Source organism: Pseudomonas sp. TREG-RG-20F-10-E-6-01, assembly GCF_022662455.1.
Lineage (GTDB): Bacteria > Pseudomonadota > Gammaproteobacteria > Pseudomonadales > Pseudomonadaceae > Aquipseudomonas.
In genome coordinates, this window is the sequence record NZ_JAKNQP010000016.1 from 1 (window position 1) to 18,222 (window position 18,222).

The following is an 18,222-nucleotide window of genomic DNA, read 5'->3' on the forward strand; positions in this document are numbered from 1 at the left end:
TAAAGGCTCGCGATGCGTGTCAACGATAATGTGTGCTTTCCTGGTAGGCGCAGCCTCCAGTCTTCCCGCTACCTCCGGGCTATGGGCGCTAAATCCCGGCCTTTCTATGCAATGGCCTTACGCATGGCTATCATGCGTGCCTCATTGTGAGGCGATACTTGCATGCTGACGTTGTTAGAACTTCTGAAAGATGGCCGATTCCATTCCGGAGAAGCGCTGGGTGCCGCCCTGGGTGTCAGCCGCAGTGCTGTTTGGAAGCAGCTCCAGCACCTTGAGGCAGAGCTGAATTTGCCTATTCATAAAATTCGCGGCAAGGGGTATCAACTGGCTTCGCCACTGGTGTTCCTGAGCAAAGAAGAAATTGCAGTGAATGCCGCTTCTTTGGCATGGCCCGTTCACATCTCTGACTCAATCGACTCCACTAATGCTGAAGCGTTGCGTCTTGTCGACGCCGGCGTTGCTGCGCCATTTCTGGTGCTTGCTGAGCAGCAGACAGCCGGCAGGGGGAGGCGAGGTCGCACGTGGGTGAGTCCATTCGCTCAGAATGTCTACTACAGCCTTGTATTGCGCATCGAGGGTGGGCTGCGGCAGTTGGAGGGTCTTAGCCTCGTAGTGGGATTGGCGGTCATGCAGGCGTTGCGTGATTCAGGTGTGCAGGGCGCGGCACTGAAGTGGCCAAACGACGTCCTCGTAGGGCGCAAGAAAATTGCCGGCATCTTGCTTGAGTTAGTGGGTGACCCTGCAGACATCTGCCACGTGGTGCTCGGGATAGGCATTAACGTGAACATGCAGCAGGCTGCTGAGGTAGATCAGCAGTGGACCTCGGTGCAATTGGAAACATGCTCGCCTGTCGATCGTAATTACCTGGTTGCACGGCTAAGTCTACAGCTGCAAAGTCACCTGGAGCGCCACAAGGCCTTTGGCTTTACTGCGTTGCAGGAGGAGTGGGAGCGAAATCATTTGTGGCAGGGTAGGGCCGTGACTCTCATTGCGGGCGTCAATCAGATTGATGGGGTTGTGCTGGGGATTGATCACCAGGGCGCGCTGCGTCTGGACGTCGATGGTGTCGAGAAAATATATAGCGGTGGTGAGTTAAGCCTGAGGCTGCGCGATGATTCTTGAGCTCGACTGTGGAAATAGCTTTATTAAGTGGCGGGTACTCGAGGCGCAGAGCGCTGGCGCCCGCGCAGAGGGTGTTGTCGGTTCAGATCTCGCATTAATAGAAAGTCTGACCGCCATTCCGGGTCTGCTGCTGACACGATGCCGTCTGGTGAGTGTTCGTGCTTCAGAGGAAACTGGAAAGTTGGTTGAAGCATTGCAGGAGGCTTTTGGTGTCACAGTGTCTTGCGCTGCCTCAGCAAGAGAAATGGCGGGAGTGCGCAACGGTTATGAAGAATACGAGCGCCTCGGTCTTGATCGCTGGTTGGCAATGCTTGGCGGTTTCAAGTTGGCGCCGGGTGCTTGCTTGGTGCTCGACTTCGGTACCGCAGCGACTGCGGACTTTATCGCTGCTGATGGTGAGCATCTAGGAGGCTTTATATGCCCTGGAATGCCTCTGATGCGCAGTCAGTTGCGAACACACACCCGCAAGATCCGCTACGACGATGCCGCGGCTGAGCAGGCCATGGAGCGTCTTTCCCCAGGTCGAACCACTGTTGAGGCCGTTGAGCGTGGCTGCGCCCTCATGCTTCGAGGGTTTGTATTGACCCAGCTTGAGTTGGCTCGGCGCTATTGGGGGGATGATTTCACAGTTTTCCTGACGGGTGGGGATGCTGACCTGGTCTCGGATGCCGTACCGCAGGCTCGTTTTGTACCGGATCTCGTTTTTGTGGGGCTGGCGATGGCGTGCCCTTTGTCCTGAGGTTTTTTATGCGTTGGCTGTTTTTGCTCTTGCTCGTTCTCAATGCCTTCTATTACATCTGGCATCAACAAGAGGCGCCGTTGCGCGCCAAGGACGTTACGCCTCTGAGCCTCTATCGCGGCTCTCAGCAAGACATCCGGCTATTGAGTGAATCTTCTGATTCGGTTGTCCGCCGTGATCGGGCAAACGCCCCTGAGCCACAAAATACATGCTTATACATAGGTGGCTTTGCTGATAAGCGACAAGCGCAGTTGCTTGAGCAGCGTCTGATGAGCCTGGATATAAAGGTCAAGGTGCAACTGCTCGATGTGCCGGGCACTACCGGCTATTGGCTTCGTGTGTCCCCTGAAAGCAGGCGACTGGCCGATGATCTGTCCTTTGAAAACCTTGCTAAGGAATTCAATGAGTTAAAACATAAAATAATGTTGTGCGAAGGCGTTGCAACTGTCGAATAGTTTGCATAGAATGGCGCCCGCTTCGCAGTGAAGACCTTTACGGTCTACAGCGTGAAGCGAAGGTCAACGCAGCTAACCTCATATTTTTAATGAGAAAATGCTTGACAGAAGGCCGGCGTGATGTAGAATGCCGGCTCGCTTAGGAGGGGTTCCCGAGCGGCCAAAGGGATCAGACTGTAAATCTGACGTCTACGACTTCGAAGGTTCGAATCCTTCCCCCTCCACCATTTTTAGCGTGAGCTGCAAGCTCCGCGGGTATAGTTTAGTGGTAGAACCTCAGCCTTCCAAGCTGATGATGCGGGTTCGATTCCCGCTACCCGCTCCAAGTTTGCAGGTTGTGCACGGTGTTTTGCTCTTGTAGCTCAGTTGGTAGAGCACACCCTTGGTAAGGGTGAGGTCAGCGGTTCAAATCCGCTCAAGAGCTCCATATAACAAGGCAGATATGAAAATATCTGCCTTTGTTTTAACAGCTACCTCGGCTTGATGGTGTTTTGCCTGGCTTTGATGTTGGGTGGTTTCAAGTCTCTTGGGGTTGGTTGTTGTAAAGTCTTTTTCAGGCCTGCATAATGGTCGGCCTGATTTTGTTTTAGGTCAGTAGCTCAATTGGCAGAGCGACGGTCTCCAAAACCGTAGGTTGGGGGTTCGATTCCCTCCTGACCTGCCAGATTCACGTGGTGTGTCTGGCTTTCTTTTCACAGGATCTTCATAGATGACTCCTAAGGCTGAAGCTCAAAGCTCTCGTTTCGATCTGGTCAAGTGGCTTGCTGTAGTCGCATTGGTGGTCGTAGGCGTTGTTGGCAATCAGTACTATTCTGCTTCGCCGATCCTGTACCGCGTACTTGCTTTGCTTGCCCTTGCTGCTGTAGCTGCCTTTGTAGGCCTGCAGACTGCCAAGGGCAAGTCTTTCGCAGTCCTGGTAAAGGAAGCTCGCACAGAAATCCGTAAAGTCGTTTGGCCGACTCGCCAAGAAACCACGCAGACCACGTTGATTGTTGTGGCTGTTGTTCTGGTTATGGCGTTGCTGTTGTGGGGGCTTGATTCCCTGCTCGGCTGGCTTGTTTCCTTGATTGTTGGCTAAGGGTGTCCCGTGGCTAAGCGTTGGTACGTTGTGCATGCTTACTCGGGTTACGAGAAGCATGTCATGCGCTCTTTGCTAGAGCGCGTAAAGCTGGCAGGCATGGAAGATGGCTTCGGCGAAATTCTGGTTCCCACTGAAGAAGTGGTTGAAATGCGGAATGGCCAAAAGCGTAAAAGCGAACGCAAGTTCTTCCCTGGCTACGTGCTGGTTCAGATGGACATGAATGAAGGTACTTGGCACTTGGTCAAGGACACTCCTCGTGTCATGGGTTTCATCGGCGGTACTGCTGATAAGCCTGCTCCGATCACTGACAAAGAGGCAGAAGCAATTCTGCGTCGTGTTGCTGACGGCAGCGACAAGCCTAAGCCGAAGACGTTGTTCGAGCCGGGTGAGGTTGTTCGTGTCACAGATGGTCCGTTTGCTGATTTCAACGGCACCGTCGAAGAAGTTAACTACGAAAAGAGCCGGATCCAAGTGGCAGTGCTCATTTTCGGTCGTTCTACTCCGGTAGAGCTGGAGTTCAGCCAGGTCGAAAAGGTCTAGCTGAGCAAGCATCCCAACCCCGCAGCCCTAGGCTGTGGGGTTTTGTCGTCACTGGGATAAACGCGCAAGTAACCGGGGAGCCTTTCGAGGCGTTTGAACCCGTAATTGGAGTGCCTCATGGCCAAGAAGATTACCGCTTACATCAAGCTGCAAGTGAAGGCCGCTCAGGCCAACCCAAGTCCACCTGTCGGCCCAGCTCTGGGTCAGCACGGCGTGAACATCATGGAATTCTGCAAGGCCTTCAACGCCCGTACTCAGGGTCTTGAGCCAGGTCTGCCGACTCCAGTGATCATCACTGTATACAGCGACCGTAGCTTCACTTTCGAAACCAAGTCGACCCCGGCTTCGGTTTTGCTGAAGAAGGCTGCAGGTCTGACTAGCGGTTCCGCTCGTCCTAACACCGTTAAGGTTGGCACCGTAACTCGTGCTCAGCTGGAAGAAATCGCGAAAACCAAAAACGCGGATCTGACTGCAGCTGATATGGATGCAGCCGTGCGTACCATCGCCGGTTCTGCTCGTAGCATGGGCCTTAACGTGGAGGGTGTGTAATGGCTAAGCTGACCAAGCGCCAAAAGGCTATCGCCGGCAAAATCGAAGCAGGCAAGGCCTACAACTTTGTAGACGCTGCTGCCCTGCTGACCGAGCTGTCGACTGTCAAGTTCAGCGAGTCCGTTGACGTTGCTGTAAACCTGGGTGTTGACCCACGTAAATCCGATCAGGTCGTTCGTAGCGCTACTGTGCTGCCACACGGTACTGGCAAGACTGTACGTGTTGCTGTCTTCACCCAAGGCCCGGCAGCTGAAGCTGCTCTGGCCGCCGGCGCTGATCGCGTTGGCATGGACGACCTGGCTGCCGAAATGAAAGGCGGCGACCTGAACTACGACGTAGTTATTGCCTCCCCGGATGCAATGCGCGTTGTAGGTCAGTTGGGTCAGATCCTCGGTCCACGTGGTCTGATGCCTAACCCTAAAGTCGGCACCGTAACGCCAGACGTAGCTACCGCGGTTAAAAACGCCAAGGCTGGTCAGGTTCGTTATCGCACCGACAAAAACGGCATCATTCACACCTCCGTTGGCAAAGTCGGCTTCGATGCCGTCAAGCTGAAGGAAAACGTTGAAGCCCTGATCGCTGATCTGAAGCGTATCAAGCCAGCTTCCTCGAAAGGTATCTACGTCAAGCGCGTTACCCTGAGCACCACTATGGGCCCAGGTCTGGTCATCGACCAAGGCTCGCTGGACGTATAAGACACAAGTTGGCGCGAGAGATCGCGCTGATTGAAAAAATTGGGGTCCCTGCCTGGCGGGGGCTATCCAAGACCGTAGGCGGCGCAAGTCTTAAACCACAAGCCTACGCAGATGGTGCTCCCGGTTCCTTACCGAATCAGACACCAAAACGACATCCGGCTTCGGCCAGATGAAACGGTAACAAGCAGGAGTTAAACCCGTGGCAATTAATCTCGAAGACAAGAAGGCCATCGTCGCTGAAGTCAACGAGGCTGCCAAAGCTGCTCTGTCCGCTGTCGTGGCTGATGCCCGTGGTGTGACAGTAGGCGCTATGACCGGACTCCGTAAAGAGGCTCGTGAAGCTGGCGTATACGTACGTGTTGTACGTAACACCCTGCTCAAGCGCGCTGTTGCTGACACTGAATACAGTGTTCTCAACGACGTGTTCACCGGCCCGACTCTGATCGCGTTCTCCAAAGAGCATCCGGGCGCTGCTGCCCGTTTGTTCAAAGAATTCGCCAAGAGTCAGGATAAGTTCGAGATCAAGGCAGCTGCGTTCGAGGGCAAGTTCCTCGCAGCTAACCAAATCGACGTACTGGCAACACTGCCGACCCGTAACGAAGCTATTTCGCAGCTGATGAGCGTGATTCAAGGCGCTACCAGCAAGCTGGCTCGTACTCTGGCTGCAGTTCGCGAGCAAAAAGAAGCTGCCGCAGCCTAAGGCTGAGCACCTCCTTTCGCGTATTTTTGTTTATTTCGATGGCCGCGTAGGCCGTCCCCCAATTCAGGAAATACAGTAATGTCTATCTCCCAAGAAGATATCCTCAACGCCGTAGCTGAAATGTCGGTTCTGCAGGTTGTTGAGCTGATCAAAGCTTTCGAAGAAAAATTCGGCGTTTCCGCTGCCGCTGCTTCCGCTGGCCCAGCTGTTGCTGCTGTTGCTGCTGAAGAGCAAACCGAATTCAACGTCATGCTGCTGGAAGCTGGCGAGAAGAAAGTAAACGTGATCAAGGCAGTTCGTGAACTGACCGGTCTGGGCCTGAAAGAAGCCAAGGCTGTAGTTGACGGCGCTCCTGCCCAGGTTCTGGAAGCAGTGTCCAAAGACGCCGCTGACAAAGCCAAAGCAGTGCTGGAAGAAGCAGGCGCTAAAGTCGAGCTGAAGTAAGCATCGACCTTGCGTCTCCAGCCCAAGCGTTAAGCTGAAGGCTGATGGCTGGTGGCTCTTGCCACCGGCCTTTTTCCGTTCTTGGCTGTCGACTCGGTCGCCGCCACTAACGCGCTGTAGCCACCCGATGCGGTGGTGCAAACCATGGGGTTTGCGAGATTTTCTGGCTGCTCCCGTCGGGAGGGGCCAAACAAGCAGGTGACCAAGCTGGGGAACGCTGATGGCTTACTCATATACTGAGAAAAAACGTATCCGCAAGGACTTTAGCAAGTTGCCGGACGTCATGGATGTCCCGTACCTTCTGGCTATCCAGCTGGATTCGTATCGTGAATTCTTGCAAGCGGGAGCGACTAAAGATCAGTTCCGCGACGTGGGCCTGCATGCGGCCTTCAAATCCGTTTTCCCGATCATCAGCTACTCCGGCAATGCTGCGCTGGAGTACGTCGGTTATCGCCTGGGCGAACCGGCATTTGATGTCAAAGAATGCGTGTTGCGCGGTGTTACGTACGCCGTACCTTTGCGGGTAAAAGTCCGTCTGATCATTTTCGACAAAGAATCGTCGAATAAAGCGATCAAGGACATCAAAGAGCAAGAAGTCTACATGGGCGAAATCCCATTGATGACTGAAAACGGTACCTTCGTTATCAACGGTACCGAGCGCGTTATCGTTTCCCAGCTGCACCGTTCCCCGGGCGTGTTCTTCGACCACGACCGCGGCAAGACGCACAGCTCCGGTAAGCTCCTGTACTCCGCGCGGATCATTCCGTACCGCGGTTCGTGGTTGGACTTCGAGTTCGACCCGAAAGACTGCGTGTTCGTACGTATCGACCGTCGTCGCAAGCTGCCGGCCTCGGTACTGCTGCGCGCGCTCGGCTATACCACCGAGCAAGTGCTGGATGCCTTCTACACCACCAACGTGTTCAGCCTGAAGGATGAAACCCTCAGCCTGGAACTGATTGCTTCGCGTCTGCGTGGTGAAATTGCTGTCCTGGATATCCAGGATGAAAACGGCAAGGTCATCGTTGAAGCCGGCCGCCGTATTACTGCGCGCCACATCAACCAGATCGAAAAAGCCGGTATCAAGTCGCTGGACGTGCCTTTGGACTACGTTCTGGGCCGCACCACCGCCAAGGTCATCGTTCACCCGGCGACAGGCGAAATCCTGGCTGAGTGCAACACCGAGCTGAACACCGAGATCCTGGCAAAAATCGCCAAGGCCCAGGTTGTTCGCATCGAGACTCTGTACACCAACGACATCGACTGCGGTCCGTTCATCTCTGACACACTGAAGATCGACTCCACCAGCAACCAATTGGAAGCGCTGGTCGAGATCTATCGCATGATGCGTCCTGGTGAGCCACCAACCAAAGACGCTGCCGAGACCCTGTTCAACAACCTGTTCTTCAGCCCTGAGCGCTATGACCTGTCTGCGGTCGGCCGGATGAAGTTCAACCGTCGTATCGGTCGTACCGAGATCGAAGGTTCGGGCGTGTTGTGCAAGGAAGACATCGTCGCGGTACTGAAGACTCTGGTCGACATCCGTAACGGTAAAGGCATCGTCGATGACATCGACCACTTGGGTAACCGTCGTGTTCGCTGCGTAGGCGAAATGGCCGAAAACCAGTTCCGCGTTGGCCTGGTACGTGTAGAGCGTGCGGTCAAAGAGCGTCTGTCGATGGCTGAAAGCGAAGGCCTGATGCCGCAAGACCTGATCAACGCCAAGCCAGTGGCTGCGGCGGTGAAAGAGTTCTTCGGTTCCAGCCAGCTCTCGCAGTTCATGGACCAGAACAACCCGCTCTCCGAGATCACCCACAAGCGCCGTGTTTCCGCACTGGGCCCGGGCGGTTTGACGCGTGAGCGTGCAGGCTTTGAAGTTCGTGACGTTCACCCGACGCACTACGGTCGTGTTTGCCCGATCGAAACGCCGGAAGGTCCGAACATCGGTCTGATCAACTCCCTGGCCGCTTATGCGCGCACTAACCAGTACGGCTTCCTCGAGAGCCCGTACCGCGTAGTGAAAGACGCTCTGGTCACCGACGAGATCGTGTTCCTGTCCGCCATCGAAGAAGCTGATCACGTGATCGCTCAGGCTTCGGCCACGATGAATGACAAGAAAGTCCTGATCGACGAGCTGGTAGCTGTTCGTCACTTGAACGAGTTCACCGTTAAGGCGCCGGAAGACGTCACCTTGATGGACGTTTCGCCCAAGCAGGTAGTTTCTGTTGCAGCGTCGCTGATCCCGTTCCTGGAACACGATGACGCCAACCGTGCGTTGATGGGTTCCAACATGCAGCGTCAAGCTGTACCGACTCTGCGTGCTGACAAGCCGCTGGTAGGTACCGGCATGGAGCGTAACGTAGCGCGTGACTCCGGCGTTTGCGTCGTGGCTCGTCGTGGCGGCGTGATCGACTCTGTTGATGCCAGCCGTATCGTGGTTCGTGTTGCCGATGACGAAGTTGAAACTGGCGAAGCCGGTGTCGACATCTACAACCTGACCAAATACACCCGCTCGAACCAGAACACCTGCATCAACCAGCGTCCGCTGGTGAGCAAGGGTGATCGCGTTCAGCGTAGCGACATCATGGCCGACGGCCCGTCCACCGACATGGGTGAACTGGCTCTGGGTCAGAACATGCGCATCGCGTTCATGGCATGGAACGGCTTCAACTTCGAAGACTCCATCTGCCTGTCCGAGCGTGTTGTTCAAGAAGACCGCTTCACCACGATCCACATCCAGGAACTGACCTGTGTGGCACGTGACACCAAGCTTGGGCCAGAGGAAATCACTGCAGACATCCCGAACGTGGGTGAAGCTGCACTGAACAAACTGGACGAAGCCGGTATCGTTTACGTAGGTGCTGAAGTTGGCGCAGGCGACATTCTGGTGGGTAAGGTCACTCCGAAAGGCGAGACCCAGCTGACGCCGGAAGAGAAGCTGTTGCGTGCCATCTTCGGTGAAAAAGCCAGCGACGTTAAAGACACTTCCCTGCGTGTACCTACCGGTACCAAGGGTACTGTCATCGACGTACAGGTCTTCACCCGTGACGGCGTCGAGCGTGATGCTCGTGCACTGTCCATCGAGAAGACTCAACTCGACGAGATCCGCAAGGACCTGAACGAAGAGTTCCGTATCGTTGAAGGCGCGACCTTCGAACGTCTGCGTTCCGCTCTGGTAGGCCACAAGGCCGAAGGCGGCGCAGGTCTGAAGAAAGGTCAGGACATCACCGACGAAATCCTCGACGGTCTTGAGCACGGCCAGTGGTTCAAACTGCGCATGGCTGAAGATGCTCTGAACGAGCAGCTCGAGAAGGCTCAGGCCTACATCGTTGATCGTCGCCGTCTGCTGGACGACAAGTTCGAAGACAAGAAGCGCAAACTGCAGCAGGGCGATGACCTGGCTCCAGGCGTGCTGAAAATCGTCAAGGTTTACCTGGCAATCCGTCGCCGCATCCAGCCGGGCGACAAGATGGCCGGTCGTCACGGTAACAAAGGTGTGGTCTCCGTGATCATGCCGGTTGAAGACATGCCGCACGATGCCAATGGCACCCCGGTCGACGTCGTCCTCAACCCGTTGGGCGTACCTTCGCGTATGAACGTTGGTCAGATCCTTGAAACCCACCTGGGCCTCGCGGCCAAAGGTCTGGGCGAGAAGATCAACCGTATGATCGAAGAGCAGCGCAAGGTCGCAGACCTGCGTAAGTTCCTGCACGAGATCTACAACGAGATCGGCGGTCGCAACGAAGAGCTGGACACCTTCTCCGACCAGGAAATCCTGGATCTGGCGAAGAACCTGCGCGGCGGCGTTCCAATGGCTACCCCGGTGTTCGACGGTGCCAAGGAAAGCGAAATCAAGGCCATGCTGAAACTGGCAGACCTGCCAGAAAGCGGCCAGATGCAGCTGTTCGACGGCCGTACCGGCAACAAGTTTGAGCGCCCGGTTACTGTTGGCTACATGTACATGCTGAAGCTGAACCACTTGGTAGACGACAAGATGCACGCTCGTTCTACCGGTTCGTACAGCCTGGTTACCCAGCAGCCGCTGGGTGGTAAGGCTCAGTTCGGTGGTCAGCGTTTCGGGGAGATGGAGGTCTGGGCACTGGAAGCATACGGTGCTGCTTACACTCTGCAAGAAATGCTCACAGTGAAGTCGGACGATGTGAACGGTCGGACCAAGATGTACAAAAACATCGTGGACGGCGATCACCGTATGGAGCCGGGCATGCCCGAGTCCTTCAACGTGTTGATCAAAGAAATTCGTTCCCTCGGCATCGATATCGATCTGGAAACCGAATAACACGTGACGCGAATCGAGAGCGGGGCTGTTTAGCCCGCTCTCTGCTCCGCCAGGAGGAAAGGCCTTGAAAGACCTACTGAATTTGCTGAAAAACCAGGGTCAAGTCGAAGAGTTCGACGCCATCCGTATTGGATTGGCATCGCCTGAGATGATCCGTTCGTGGTCGTTCGGTGAAGTTAAAAAGCCGGAAACCATCAACTACCGTACGTTCAAACCTGAGCGTGACGGCCTGTTCTGCGCCAAGATCTTTGGCCCGGTAAAGGATTACGAGTGCCTGTGCGGTAAGTACAAGCGCTTGAAGCACCGTGGTGTGATCTGCGAGAAGTGCGGCGTTGAAGTTGCACTGGCCAAAGTTCGTCGTGAGCGCATGGCGCACATCGAACTGGCTTCGCCGGTTGCCCACATCTGGTTCCTGAAATCGCTGCCGTCGCGTATCGGCTTGCTGATGGACATGACCCTGCGTGATATCGAACGCGTTCTCTACTTCGAGAGCTATGTCGTTATCGATCCAGGCATGACCACCCTTGAAAAAGGTCAGCTGCTGAACGACGAGCAGTACTTCGAAGCGCTGGAAGAGTTCGGCGACGATTTCGATGCCCGCATGGGTGCCGAAGCTGTCCGTGAACTGCTGCACGCTATCGATCTGGAGCACGAGATTGGCCGTCTGCGCGAAGAAATTCCGCAAACCAACTCCGAAACCAAAATCAAGAAACTGTCCAAGCGTCTGAAGTTGATGGAAGCCTTCCAGGGTTCCGGCAACTTGCCAGAGTGGATGGTGCTGACCGTTCTGCCGGTTCTGCCGCCAGACCTGCGTCCGCTGGTACCGTTGGATGGTGGTCGCTTCGCGACTTCTGACCTCAACGACCTGTACCGCCGCGTGATCAACCGTAACAACCGCTTGAAGCGCCTGCTTGATCTGTCCGCTCCGGACATCATCGTGCGCAACGAAAAGCGTATGTTGCAAGAAGCTGTCGATGCCTTGCTCGACAACGGTCGTCGTGGCCGCGCTATTACCGGTTCGAACAAGCGTCCTCTGAAATCCCTGGCTGACATGATCAAGGGTAAGCAGGGTCGTTTCCGTCAGAACTTGCTCGGTAAGCGTGTTGACTATTCCGGTCGTTCGGTAATTACCGTAGGCCCGACCCTGCGTCTGCACCAGTGCGGTCTGCCTAAGAAGATGGCACTTGAGCTGTTCAAGCCATTCATCTTCGGCAAGCTGGAAATGCGCGGTCTCGCGACCACCATCAAAGCGGCCAAGAAAATGGTCGAGCGCGAACTGCCAGAGGTTTGGGACGTTCTCGCTGAAGTGATTCGCGAACACCCGGTTCTCCTCAACCGTGCACCGACCCTTCACCGTCTGGGTATCCAGGCGTTTGAACCGGTACTGATCGAAGGTAAGGCTATCCAGCTGCACCCTCTGGTCTGTGCTGCGTACAACGCCGACTTCGACGGCGACCAAATGGCCGTGCACGTACCGCTGACACTGGAAGCTCAGTTGGAAGCGCGTGCGTTGATGATGTCGACCAACAACATTCTGTCGCCAGCCAACGGTGAGCCAATCATCGTTCCGTCGCAGGACGTTGTATTGGGTCTGTACTACATGACCCGTGAAGCGATCAACGCCAAAGGCGAAGGCCGTGTGTTCGCTGACCTGCAAGAAGTTGACCGTGTGTTCCGTGCCGGCGAAGCCGCACTGCACGCCAAGGTCAAAGTGCGGATCAACGAAACCGTCAACGACCGTGACGGCGGCAGCGTGACCAACACCCGTATCGTCGACACCACTGTCGGCCGTGCGCTGTTGTATCAAGTTGTGCCAAAAGGTCTGTCGTACGACGTCGTCAACCTGCCGATGAAGAAAAAGGCGATCTCCAAGCTGATCAACCAGTGCTACCGCGTGGTTGGTTTGAAAGAGACCGTGATCTTCGCTGACCAGTTGATGTACACCGGTTTTGCTTACTCGACTATTTCCGGCGTTTCCATCGGTGTTAACGACTTCGTTATCCCGGATGAAAAAGCTCAGATCATCGGTGCTGCTACCGATGAAGTGAAAGAAATCGAGAGCCAGTACGCCTCCGGCCTGGTAACCCAGGGCGAGAAGTACAACAAAGTGATCGACCTTTGGTCCAAGGCCAACGACGAAGTGTCGAAGGCGATGATGGCTAACCTCTCGAAAGAGAAGGTTATCGACCGTCATGGCGTAGAAGTCGATCAAGAGTCGTTCAACTCGATGTACATGATGGCCGACTCGGGCGCACGGGGTTCTGCTGCGCAGATCCGTCAGCTCGCCGGTATGCGTGGCCTGATGGCCAAGCCGGACGGCTCCATCATCGAGACGCCGATTACTGCGAACTTCCGTGAAGGTTTGAGCGTACTTCAGTACTTCATCTCCACTCACGGTGCTCGTAAGGGTCTTGCGGATACCGCGTTGAAAACCGCTAACTCCGGTTACCTGACACGTCGTCTGGTAGACGTTGCACAAGACTTGGTTGTGACTGAAGTTGACTGCGGCACCGAACACGGTCTGCTGATGACTCCGCACATCGAAGGCGGCGACGTTGTAGAGCCGTTGGGTGAGCGCGTACTGGGTCGAGTAATCGCCCGTGACGTATTCAAGCCAGGTACCGAGGAAATTATCGTTCCTGCCGGCACCCTGGTAGACGAGAAGTGGGTCGAGTTCATCGAGCTCAACAGCATCGACGAAGTGATTGTTCGCTCGCCGATCAGCTGCGAAACCCGCTACGGCATTTGTGCCAAGTGCTACGGCCGTGACTTGGCTCGTGGTCACCAGGTGAACATCGGTGAAGCGGTCGGCGTTATCGCTGCCCAGTCCATCGGTGAGCCGGGTACCCAGCTGACCATGCGTACGTTCCACATTGGTGGTGCGGCAAGCCGGACCTCCGCAGCCGACAGCGTTCAGGTCAAAAATGGCGGTACCGTCCGTCTGCACAACCTGAAACACGTTGAGCGAGTGGATGGCCACCTGGTTGCTGTGTCCCGTTCCGGTGAGCTGGCAATCGCTGATGACTACGGTCGTGAGCGTGAGCGTTACAAGCTGCCGTACGGTGCTGTGATCTCGGTTAAAGAAGGTGACAAGGTCGACGCTGGCGCAATCGTGGCCAAGTGGGATCCGCACACTCACCCAATCGTTACCGAAATGAAAGGTACCGTGACCTACGTGGGCATGGAAGAAGGCATCACGATCAAGCGTCAGACTGACGAATTGACCGGTATGACCAACATTGAAGTACTCGACGCCAAAGACCGTCCAGCTGCAGGCAAAGATATCCGTCCTGCTGTGAAGATGGTTGATGACAACGGCAAGGACTTGTTGCTGCCAGGCACTGACGTTATCGCTCAGTACTTCCTGCCAGCCAACGCCCTGGTCGGTGTGGCGGATGGTGCGAAGATCGCGATCGGTGATGTTATCGCGCGTATCCCGCAAGAAACTTCGAAGACCCGTGACATCACCGGTGGTCTGCCGCGTGTTGCCGACTTGTTCGAAGCTCGTCGTCCGAAAGAAGCGTCGATTTTGGCTGAAGTCAGCGGCACCATCGCGTTCGGTAAAGAGACCAAGGGCAAGCGCCGTCTGGTCATTACCCCGAACGACGGTAGCGATCCGTATGAAGAGCTGATTCCGAAGTGGCGTCACCTGAACGTCTTCGAAGGCGAACAGGTAAACCGCGGCGAAGTTATCTCCGACGGCCCAAGCGATCCACACGACATCCTGCGTCTGCTGGGTGTGAGTGCGCTGGCCAAGTACATCGTTAACGAGATCCAGGACGTTTACCGTCTGCAAGGCGTGAAGATCAACGATAAGCACATCGAGACCATCCTGCGTCAGATGCTGCGTAAAGTTGAAATCGCTGAATCCGGCGATTCCAGTTTCATCAAGGGCGACCAGATGGAACTGACTCACGTACTGGTAGAAAACGAACGTCTGGGCGCGGAAGACAAATTTGTCTCCAAGTTCACTCGTGTGTTGCTGGGTATCACCAAGGCGTCGTTGTCCACTGAGTCGTTCATCTCGGCGGCCTCCTTCCAGGAGACCACTCGTGTACTGACCGAAGCAGCGGTAACCGGCAAGCGCGATTACCTGCGCGGCCTGAAAGAAAACGTGGTCGTGGGTCGTTTGATCCCGGCAGGTACCGGTTTGGCTTACCACAGCGAGCGCAAGCGCCGCCGTGATGCTGACAAACCGCTGCGCGTAAGCGCCAGTGAAGTGGAAGCTGCACTGACCGAAGCGCTGAACTCAAGCGGTAACTGAGTTCTGCGGTAAATAAGTCTGGGCCCTGGCAGCCCCATTCGTCGGATCGAGGCAATTTTGCCCCGGTTCGATGAGAGGGGAGGTCGGGGCCTTGCCTTGACTGGGGACAAGATCCTCTTTAGACTCTTGTACCCCTAAATTTGGCGGGAATTCGTTCCTGCCATTTTGCTTTTCTTGCAAGACAATAGCGTCGCAAGACAACAGTGGAGCTAGTAGATGGCAACTATCAACCAGCTGGTACGTCAGCCGCGTAAGCGTATCGTCGAGAAATCCGACGTACCTGCGCTGCAGAACTGCCCGCAACGTCGTGGCGTATGCACTCGCGTGTATACCACTACGCCGAAAAAACCTAACTCGGCACTGCGTAAAGTATGCCGTGTGCGCCTGACCAACGGTTTCGAGGTTTCCTCGTACATCGGCGGTGAAGGCCACAACCTGCAAGAGCACAGCGTGGTACTGATCCGCGGCGGTCGTGTAAAAGACTTGCCAGGTGTTCGTTACCACACCGTACGCGGCTCCTTGGATACTTCCGGCGTTAAAGGTCGTAACCAGGGTCGTTCGAAGTACGGTACCAAGAAGCCTAAGTAGTAGCGGCTTTTTGTAAAACTGAATCATCTTATTTTCTGAGTCGATAAGAGTAAGGTCGGATGCGTCCCGAAAGGGCACTGATTCCGAGCGAACCTGAAGACCGTTTGAGGGCTTATCCATGCCAAGAAGACGCGTAGCAGCCAAGCGCGAAGTGCTTGACGATCCAAAATACGGAAGCCAAATTCTGGCCAAGTTCATGAACCACGTGATGGAAAGCGGCAAGAAAGCCGTTGCCGAGCGTATCGTTTATGGCGCGCTGGAAAAGGTTAAAGAGCGCAAGAACAGCGACCCCCTGGAAATCTTCGAGAAAGCTCTCGACGCCATCGCTCCGCTGGTCGAAGTGAAGTCGCGCCGTGTAGGCGGTGCTACTTACCAGGTTCCGGTCGAAGTTCGTCCGTCCCGTCGTAACGCTCTGGCAATGCGCTGGTTGGTAGACTTCGCCCGTAAGCGCGGCGAGAAGTCTATGGCTCTGCGTTTGGCTGGCGAACTGTTGGACGCTGCTGAAGGTAAAGGTGCTGCTGTTAAGAAGCGTGAAGACGTGCACCGTATGGCTGAAGCTAACAAAGCTTTCTCGCACTACCGCTTCTAATCTTAGCTTCACTAATTTTGCGAGGGCTTTATGGCTCGTACTACTCCGATTAGCCGCTACCGTAACATCGGTATCGTTGCTCACGTGGATGCTGGTAAAACCACCACCACCGAGCGCGTACTGTTTTACACCGGCAAAAGTCACAAAATGGGCGAGGTGCATGACGGCGCCGCGACCACAGACTGGATGGTTCAGGAGCAGGAGCGTGGTATTACCATTACTTCTGCTGCTATTACCGCCTTCTGGAAAGGTTCCGAGAAGCAGTACAAAGACGAGCACCGCTTCAACGTAATCGATACCCCAGGCCACGTAGACTTCACCATTGAAGTTGAACGTTCCCTGCGTGTACTCGACGGCGCTGTCGTTGTGTTCTGCGGTACCTCGGGTGTTGAGCCTCAGTCGGAAACCGTATGGCGTCAAGCCAACAAATACGGCGTTCCTCGTCTTGTTTACGTAAACAAGATGGACCGTGCTGGTGCTAACTTCCTGCGCGTGATCGGTCAGATCAAGCAGCGTCTGGGTCATACTCCGGTGCCAATCCAATTGGCTATCGGTTCCGAAGACAACTTCCAGGGTCAGATCGACCTGATCAACATGGAAGCTGTTTACTGGAATGATTCCGACAAAGGTATGGTTCCTGTTCGTAAGCCTATCCCTGCAGAACTGCAGGAGCTGGCTGACGAGTGGCGCAACAACATGGTTGAGGCTGCTGCCGAAGCCAGCGAAGAGCTGATGAACAAGTACCTCGAAGGTGAAGAACTCACCAACGCGGAAATCAAGGCCGCTCTGCGTCAGCGTACTATCGCTGGTGAGATCGTCTTGGCTGTTTGCGGTTCTTCGTTCAAGAACAAGGGCGTTCCCCTGGTTCTCGATGCTGTGATCGACTACCTGCCTGCTCCAACCGACATTCCTGCTATCAAGGGTACCAACCCTGATAACGAGGAAGAAGAGATGGAGCGTCATGCAGACGACAGCGAGCCGTTCTCGGCCCTGGCGTTCAAGATCGCTACCGACCCATTCGTGGGTACCTTGACCTTCGTCCGCGTTTACTCGGGCGTGTTGGCATCCGGCGACGGCGTGATCAACTCGGTTAAAGGTAAGAAAGAGCGCGTGGGTCGTATGGTGCAAATGCACGCAAACGCCCGTGAAGAGATCAAGGAAGTACGCGCTGGTGACATCGCGGCCCTGATCGGCATGAAGGACGTCACCACGGGTGAGACTTTGTGCGACGCTGCTAAGCCAATCATCCTGGTTCGCATGGACTTCCCGGAGCCGGTTATTTCGGTTGCCGTAGAGCCTAAGACCAAGGATGACCAGGAAAAAATGGGTATCGCTCTGGGCAAACTTGCTCAGGAAGATCCATCTTTCCGCGTCAAGACTGATGAAGAGACTGGTCAAACGATCATCTCCGGCATGGGCGAGCTGCACCTGGACATCCTGGTTGACCGGATGCGCCGTGAGTTCAACGTCGAAGCCAACATCGGTAAGCCTCAGGTTTCCTATCGTGAGCGCATCACGAAGAACTGTGAAATCGAAGGCAAGTTCGTTCGTCAGTCCGGCGGTCGTGGTCAGTTCGGTCACTGCTGGATCCGTTTTGCTCCTGCTGACGAAGGTCAGGAAGGTCTGCAATTCGTGAACGAAGTAGTTGGTGGTGTTGTTCCTAAGGAATACATCCCGGCTATCCAGAAGGGTATCGAAGAGCAGATGAAGAACGGTGTTGTTGCCGGCTATCCGCTGATCGGCCTGAAAGCAACCGTTTTTGACGGTTCTTACCACGACGTCGACTCCAACGAGATGGCGTTTAAGGTGGCTGCTTCCATGGCAACCAAGCAACTGGCCCAGAAGGGCGGTGGTGAGTTGCTTGAGCCAATCATGGCGGTAGAAGTTGTTACACCTGAAGACTATATGGGTGATGTCATGGGCGACCTTAACCGTCGTCGCGGCATGATCTTGGGTATGGAAGACACGGTTTCCGGCAAAGTGATTCGCGCCGAGGTTCCGTTGGGTGAGATGTTCGGTTATGCGACCGACGTTCGCTCCATGTCTCAGGGTCGCGCAAGCTACTCTATGGAATTCAAAAAATACAACACAGCTCCGGCGCACATCGCTGAAACTGTATCCAAAAAACAAGGCTGATTCAGTCCTTTAGGCAAGGAGTTAAT

Annotated in this window: 14 protein-coding genes and 4 tRNA genes; all 18 read left to right on the forward strand. The window is 55.2% G+C overall.

Annotated features, from left to right (window positions below):
- Positions 1 to 162: 162 nt before the first annotated feature.
- The 18 genes from birA (at position 163) to fusA (ending at position 18,196) form a co-directional block, all read left to right on the forward strand.
- Positions 163 to 1,122, forward strand: coding sequence for a bifunctional biotin--[acetyl-CoA-carboxylase] ligase/biotin operon repressor BirA (birA, locus tag L8K08_RS27220; protein ID WP_242201303.1), 960 nt, complete (start codon positions 163 to 165; stop codon positions 1,120 to 1,122).
- Positions 1,112 to 1,861: a pantothenate kinase gene (locus tag L8K08_RS27225; protein WP_242201305.1), complete on the forward strand. Its 750-nt coding sequence runs from the start codon at positions 1,112 to 1,114 to the stop codon at positions 1,859 to 1,861. Before birA ends, L8K08_RS27225 begins: the two co-directional genes overlap by 11 nt.
- A gap of 8 nt (positions 1,862 to 1,869) precedes the next feature.
- Positions 1,870 to 2,316, forward strand: coding sequence for a hypothetical protein (locus L8K08_RS27230; protein ID WP_242201308.1), 447 nt, complete (start codon positions 1,870 to 1,872; stop codon positions 2,314 to 2,316).
- Between the two features lie 142 nt (positions 2,317 to 2,458).
- Positions 2,459 to 2,543 (forward strand) — tRNA-Tyr (locus L8K08_RS27235).
- Positions 2,544 to 2,567: 24 nt separating this feature from the next.
- Positions 2,568 to 2,641: transfer RNA gene (locus L8K08_RS27240), tRNA-Gly, on the forward strand.
- Between the two features lie 26 nt (positions 2,642 to 2,667).
- Positions 2,668 to 2,743: transfer RNA gene (locus tag L8K08_RS27245), tRNA-Thr, on the forward strand.
- 161 nt (positions 2,744 to 2,904) lie between these two features.
- Positions 2,905 to 2,980: transfer RNA gene (locus L8K08_RS27250), tRNA-Trp, on the forward strand.
- A gap of 45 nt (positions 2,981 to 3,025) precedes the next feature.
- Entirely contained in the window at positions 3,026 to 3,394 is a 369-nt protein-coding gene (secE, locus tag L8K08_RS27255; protein WP_003194658.1) for a preprotein translocase subunit SecE, read from the forward strand.
- A 9-nt stretch (positions 3,395 to 3,403) separates the two neighbouring features.
- On the forward strand, positions 3,404 to 3,937 hold the full coding sequence (gene nusG, locus L8K08_RS27260) for a transcription termination/antitermination protein NusG (RefSeq protein ID WP_003176436.1): 534 nt from the start codon (positions 3,404 to 3,406) through the stop codon (positions 3,935 to 3,937).
- 117 nt (positions 3,938 to 4,054) lie between these two features.
- A complete protein-coding gene (rplK, locus tag L8K08_RS27265; RefSeq protein WP_003176435.1) occupies positions 4,055 to 4,486 on the forward strand; it encodes a 50S ribosomal protein L11 in 432 nt (143 codons plus the stop codon).
- Positions 4,486 to 5,181, forward strand: coding sequence for a 50S ribosomal protein L1 (gene rplA, locus L8K08_RS27270; protein ID WP_003232403.1), 696 nt, complete (start codon positions 4,486 to 4,488; stop codon positions 5,179 to 5,181). Before rplK ends, rplA begins: the two co-directional genes overlap by 1 nt.
- A gap of 199 nt (positions 5,182 to 5,380) precedes the next feature.
- A complete protein-coding gene (gene rplJ / locus L8K08_RS27275; protein ID WP_010174464.1) occupies positions 5,381 to 5,881 on the forward strand; it encodes a 50S ribosomal protein L10 in 501 nt (166 codons plus the stop codon).
- 78 nt (positions 5,882 to 5,959) lie between these two features.
- Positions 5,960 to 6,325, forward strand: coding sequence for a 50S ribosomal protein L7/L12 (gene rplL / locus L8K08_RS27280; RefSeq protein WP_010566858.1), 366 nt, complete (start codon positions 5,960 to 5,962; stop codon positions 6,323 to 6,325).
- A 220-nt stretch (positions 6,326 to 6,545) separates the two neighbouring features.
- Positions 6,546 to 10,619, forward strand: coding sequence for a DNA-directed RNA polymerase subunit beta (rpoB, locus tag L8K08_RS27285; protein WP_053258275.1), 4,074 nt, complete (start codon positions 6,546 to 6,548; stop codon positions 10,617 to 10,619).
- Between the two features lie 64 nt (positions 10,620 to 10,683).
- Positions 10,684 to 14,883, forward strand: coding sequence for a DNA-directed RNA polymerase subunit beta' (gene rpoC, locus L8K08_RS27290; protein ID WP_015886137.1), 4,200 nt, complete (start codon positions 10,684 to 10,686; stop codon positions 14,881 to 14,883).
- A 216-nt stretch (positions 14,884 to 15,099) separates the two neighbouring features.
- On the forward strand, positions 15,100 to 15,471 hold the full coding sequence (gene rpsL, locus L8K08_RS27295; RefSeq protein ID WP_002555494.1) for a 30S ribosomal protein S12: 372 nt from the start codon (positions 15,100 to 15,102) through the stop codon (positions 15,469 to 15,471).
- 118 nt (positions 15,472 to 15,589) lie between these two features.
- Positions 15,590 to 16,060 carry a 30S ribosomal protein S7 gene (rpsG, locus tag L8K08_RS27300; RefSeq protein WP_002555493.1) on the forward strand — a complete coding sequence of 157 codons (471 nt, stop codon included), beginning with the start codon at positions 15,590 to 15,592 and terminating at the stop codon, positions 16,058 to 16,060.
- A 30-nt stretch (positions 16,061 to 16,090) separates the two neighbouring features.
- The gene (gene fusA, locus L8K08_RS27305; protein ID WP_106580215.1) at positions 16,091 to 18,196 is read left to right on the forward strand and encodes an elongation factor G; all 2,106 of its coding nucleotides are present in this window, start codon (positions 16,091 to 16,093) and stop codon (positions 18,194 to 18,196) included.
- Positions 18,197 to 18,222 lie beyond the last annotated feature (26 nt).

Excerpts from the sequence above, each read along its gene's own strand:
- secE (WP_003194658.1), top strand. The coding sequence starts at position 3,026 with ATGACTCCTAAGGCTGAAGCTCAAAGCTCTCGTTTCGATCTGGTCAAG.
- L8K08_RS27225 (WP_242201305.1), top strand. The coding sequence starts at position 1,112 with ATGATTCTTGAGCTCGACTGTGGAAATAGCTTTATTAAGTGGCGGGTA.
- rplL (WP_010566858.1), top strand. The coding sequence starts at position 5,960 with ATGTCTATCTCCCAAGAAGATATCCTCAACGCCGTAGCTGAAATGTCG.
- L8K08_RS27230 (WP_242201308.1), top strand. The coding sequence starts at position 1,870 with ATGCGTTGGCTGTTTTTGCTCTTGCTCGTTCTCAATGCCTTCTATTAC.
- rpsL (WP_002555494.1), top strand. The coding sequence starts at position 15,100 with ATGGCAACTATCAACCAGCTGGTACGTCAGCCGCGTAAGCGTATCGTC.
- rplK (WP_003176435.1), top strand. The coding sequence starts at position 4,055 with ATGGCCAAGAAGATTACCGCTTACATCAAGCTGCAAGTGAAGGCCGCT.
- rpoB (WP_053258275.1), top strand. The coding sequence starts at position 6,546 with ATGGCTTACTCATATACTGAGAAAAAACGTATCCGCAAGGACTTTAGC.
- rpsG (WP_002555493.1), top strand. The coding sequence starts at position 15,590 with ATGCCAAGAAGACGCGTAGCAGCCAAGCGCGAAGTGCTTGACGATCCA.
- fusA (WP_106580215.1), top strand. The coding sequence starts at position 16,091 with ATGGCTCGTACTACTCCGATTAGCCGCTACCGTAACATCGGTATCGTT.
- birA (WP_242201303.1), top strand. The coding sequence starts at position 163 with ATGCTGACGTTGTTAGAACTTCTGAAAGATGGCCGATTCCATTCCGGA.
- rplA (WP_003232403.1), top strand. The coding sequence starts at position 4,486 with ATGGCTAAGCTGACCAAGCGCCAAAAGGCTATCGCCGGCAAAATCGAA.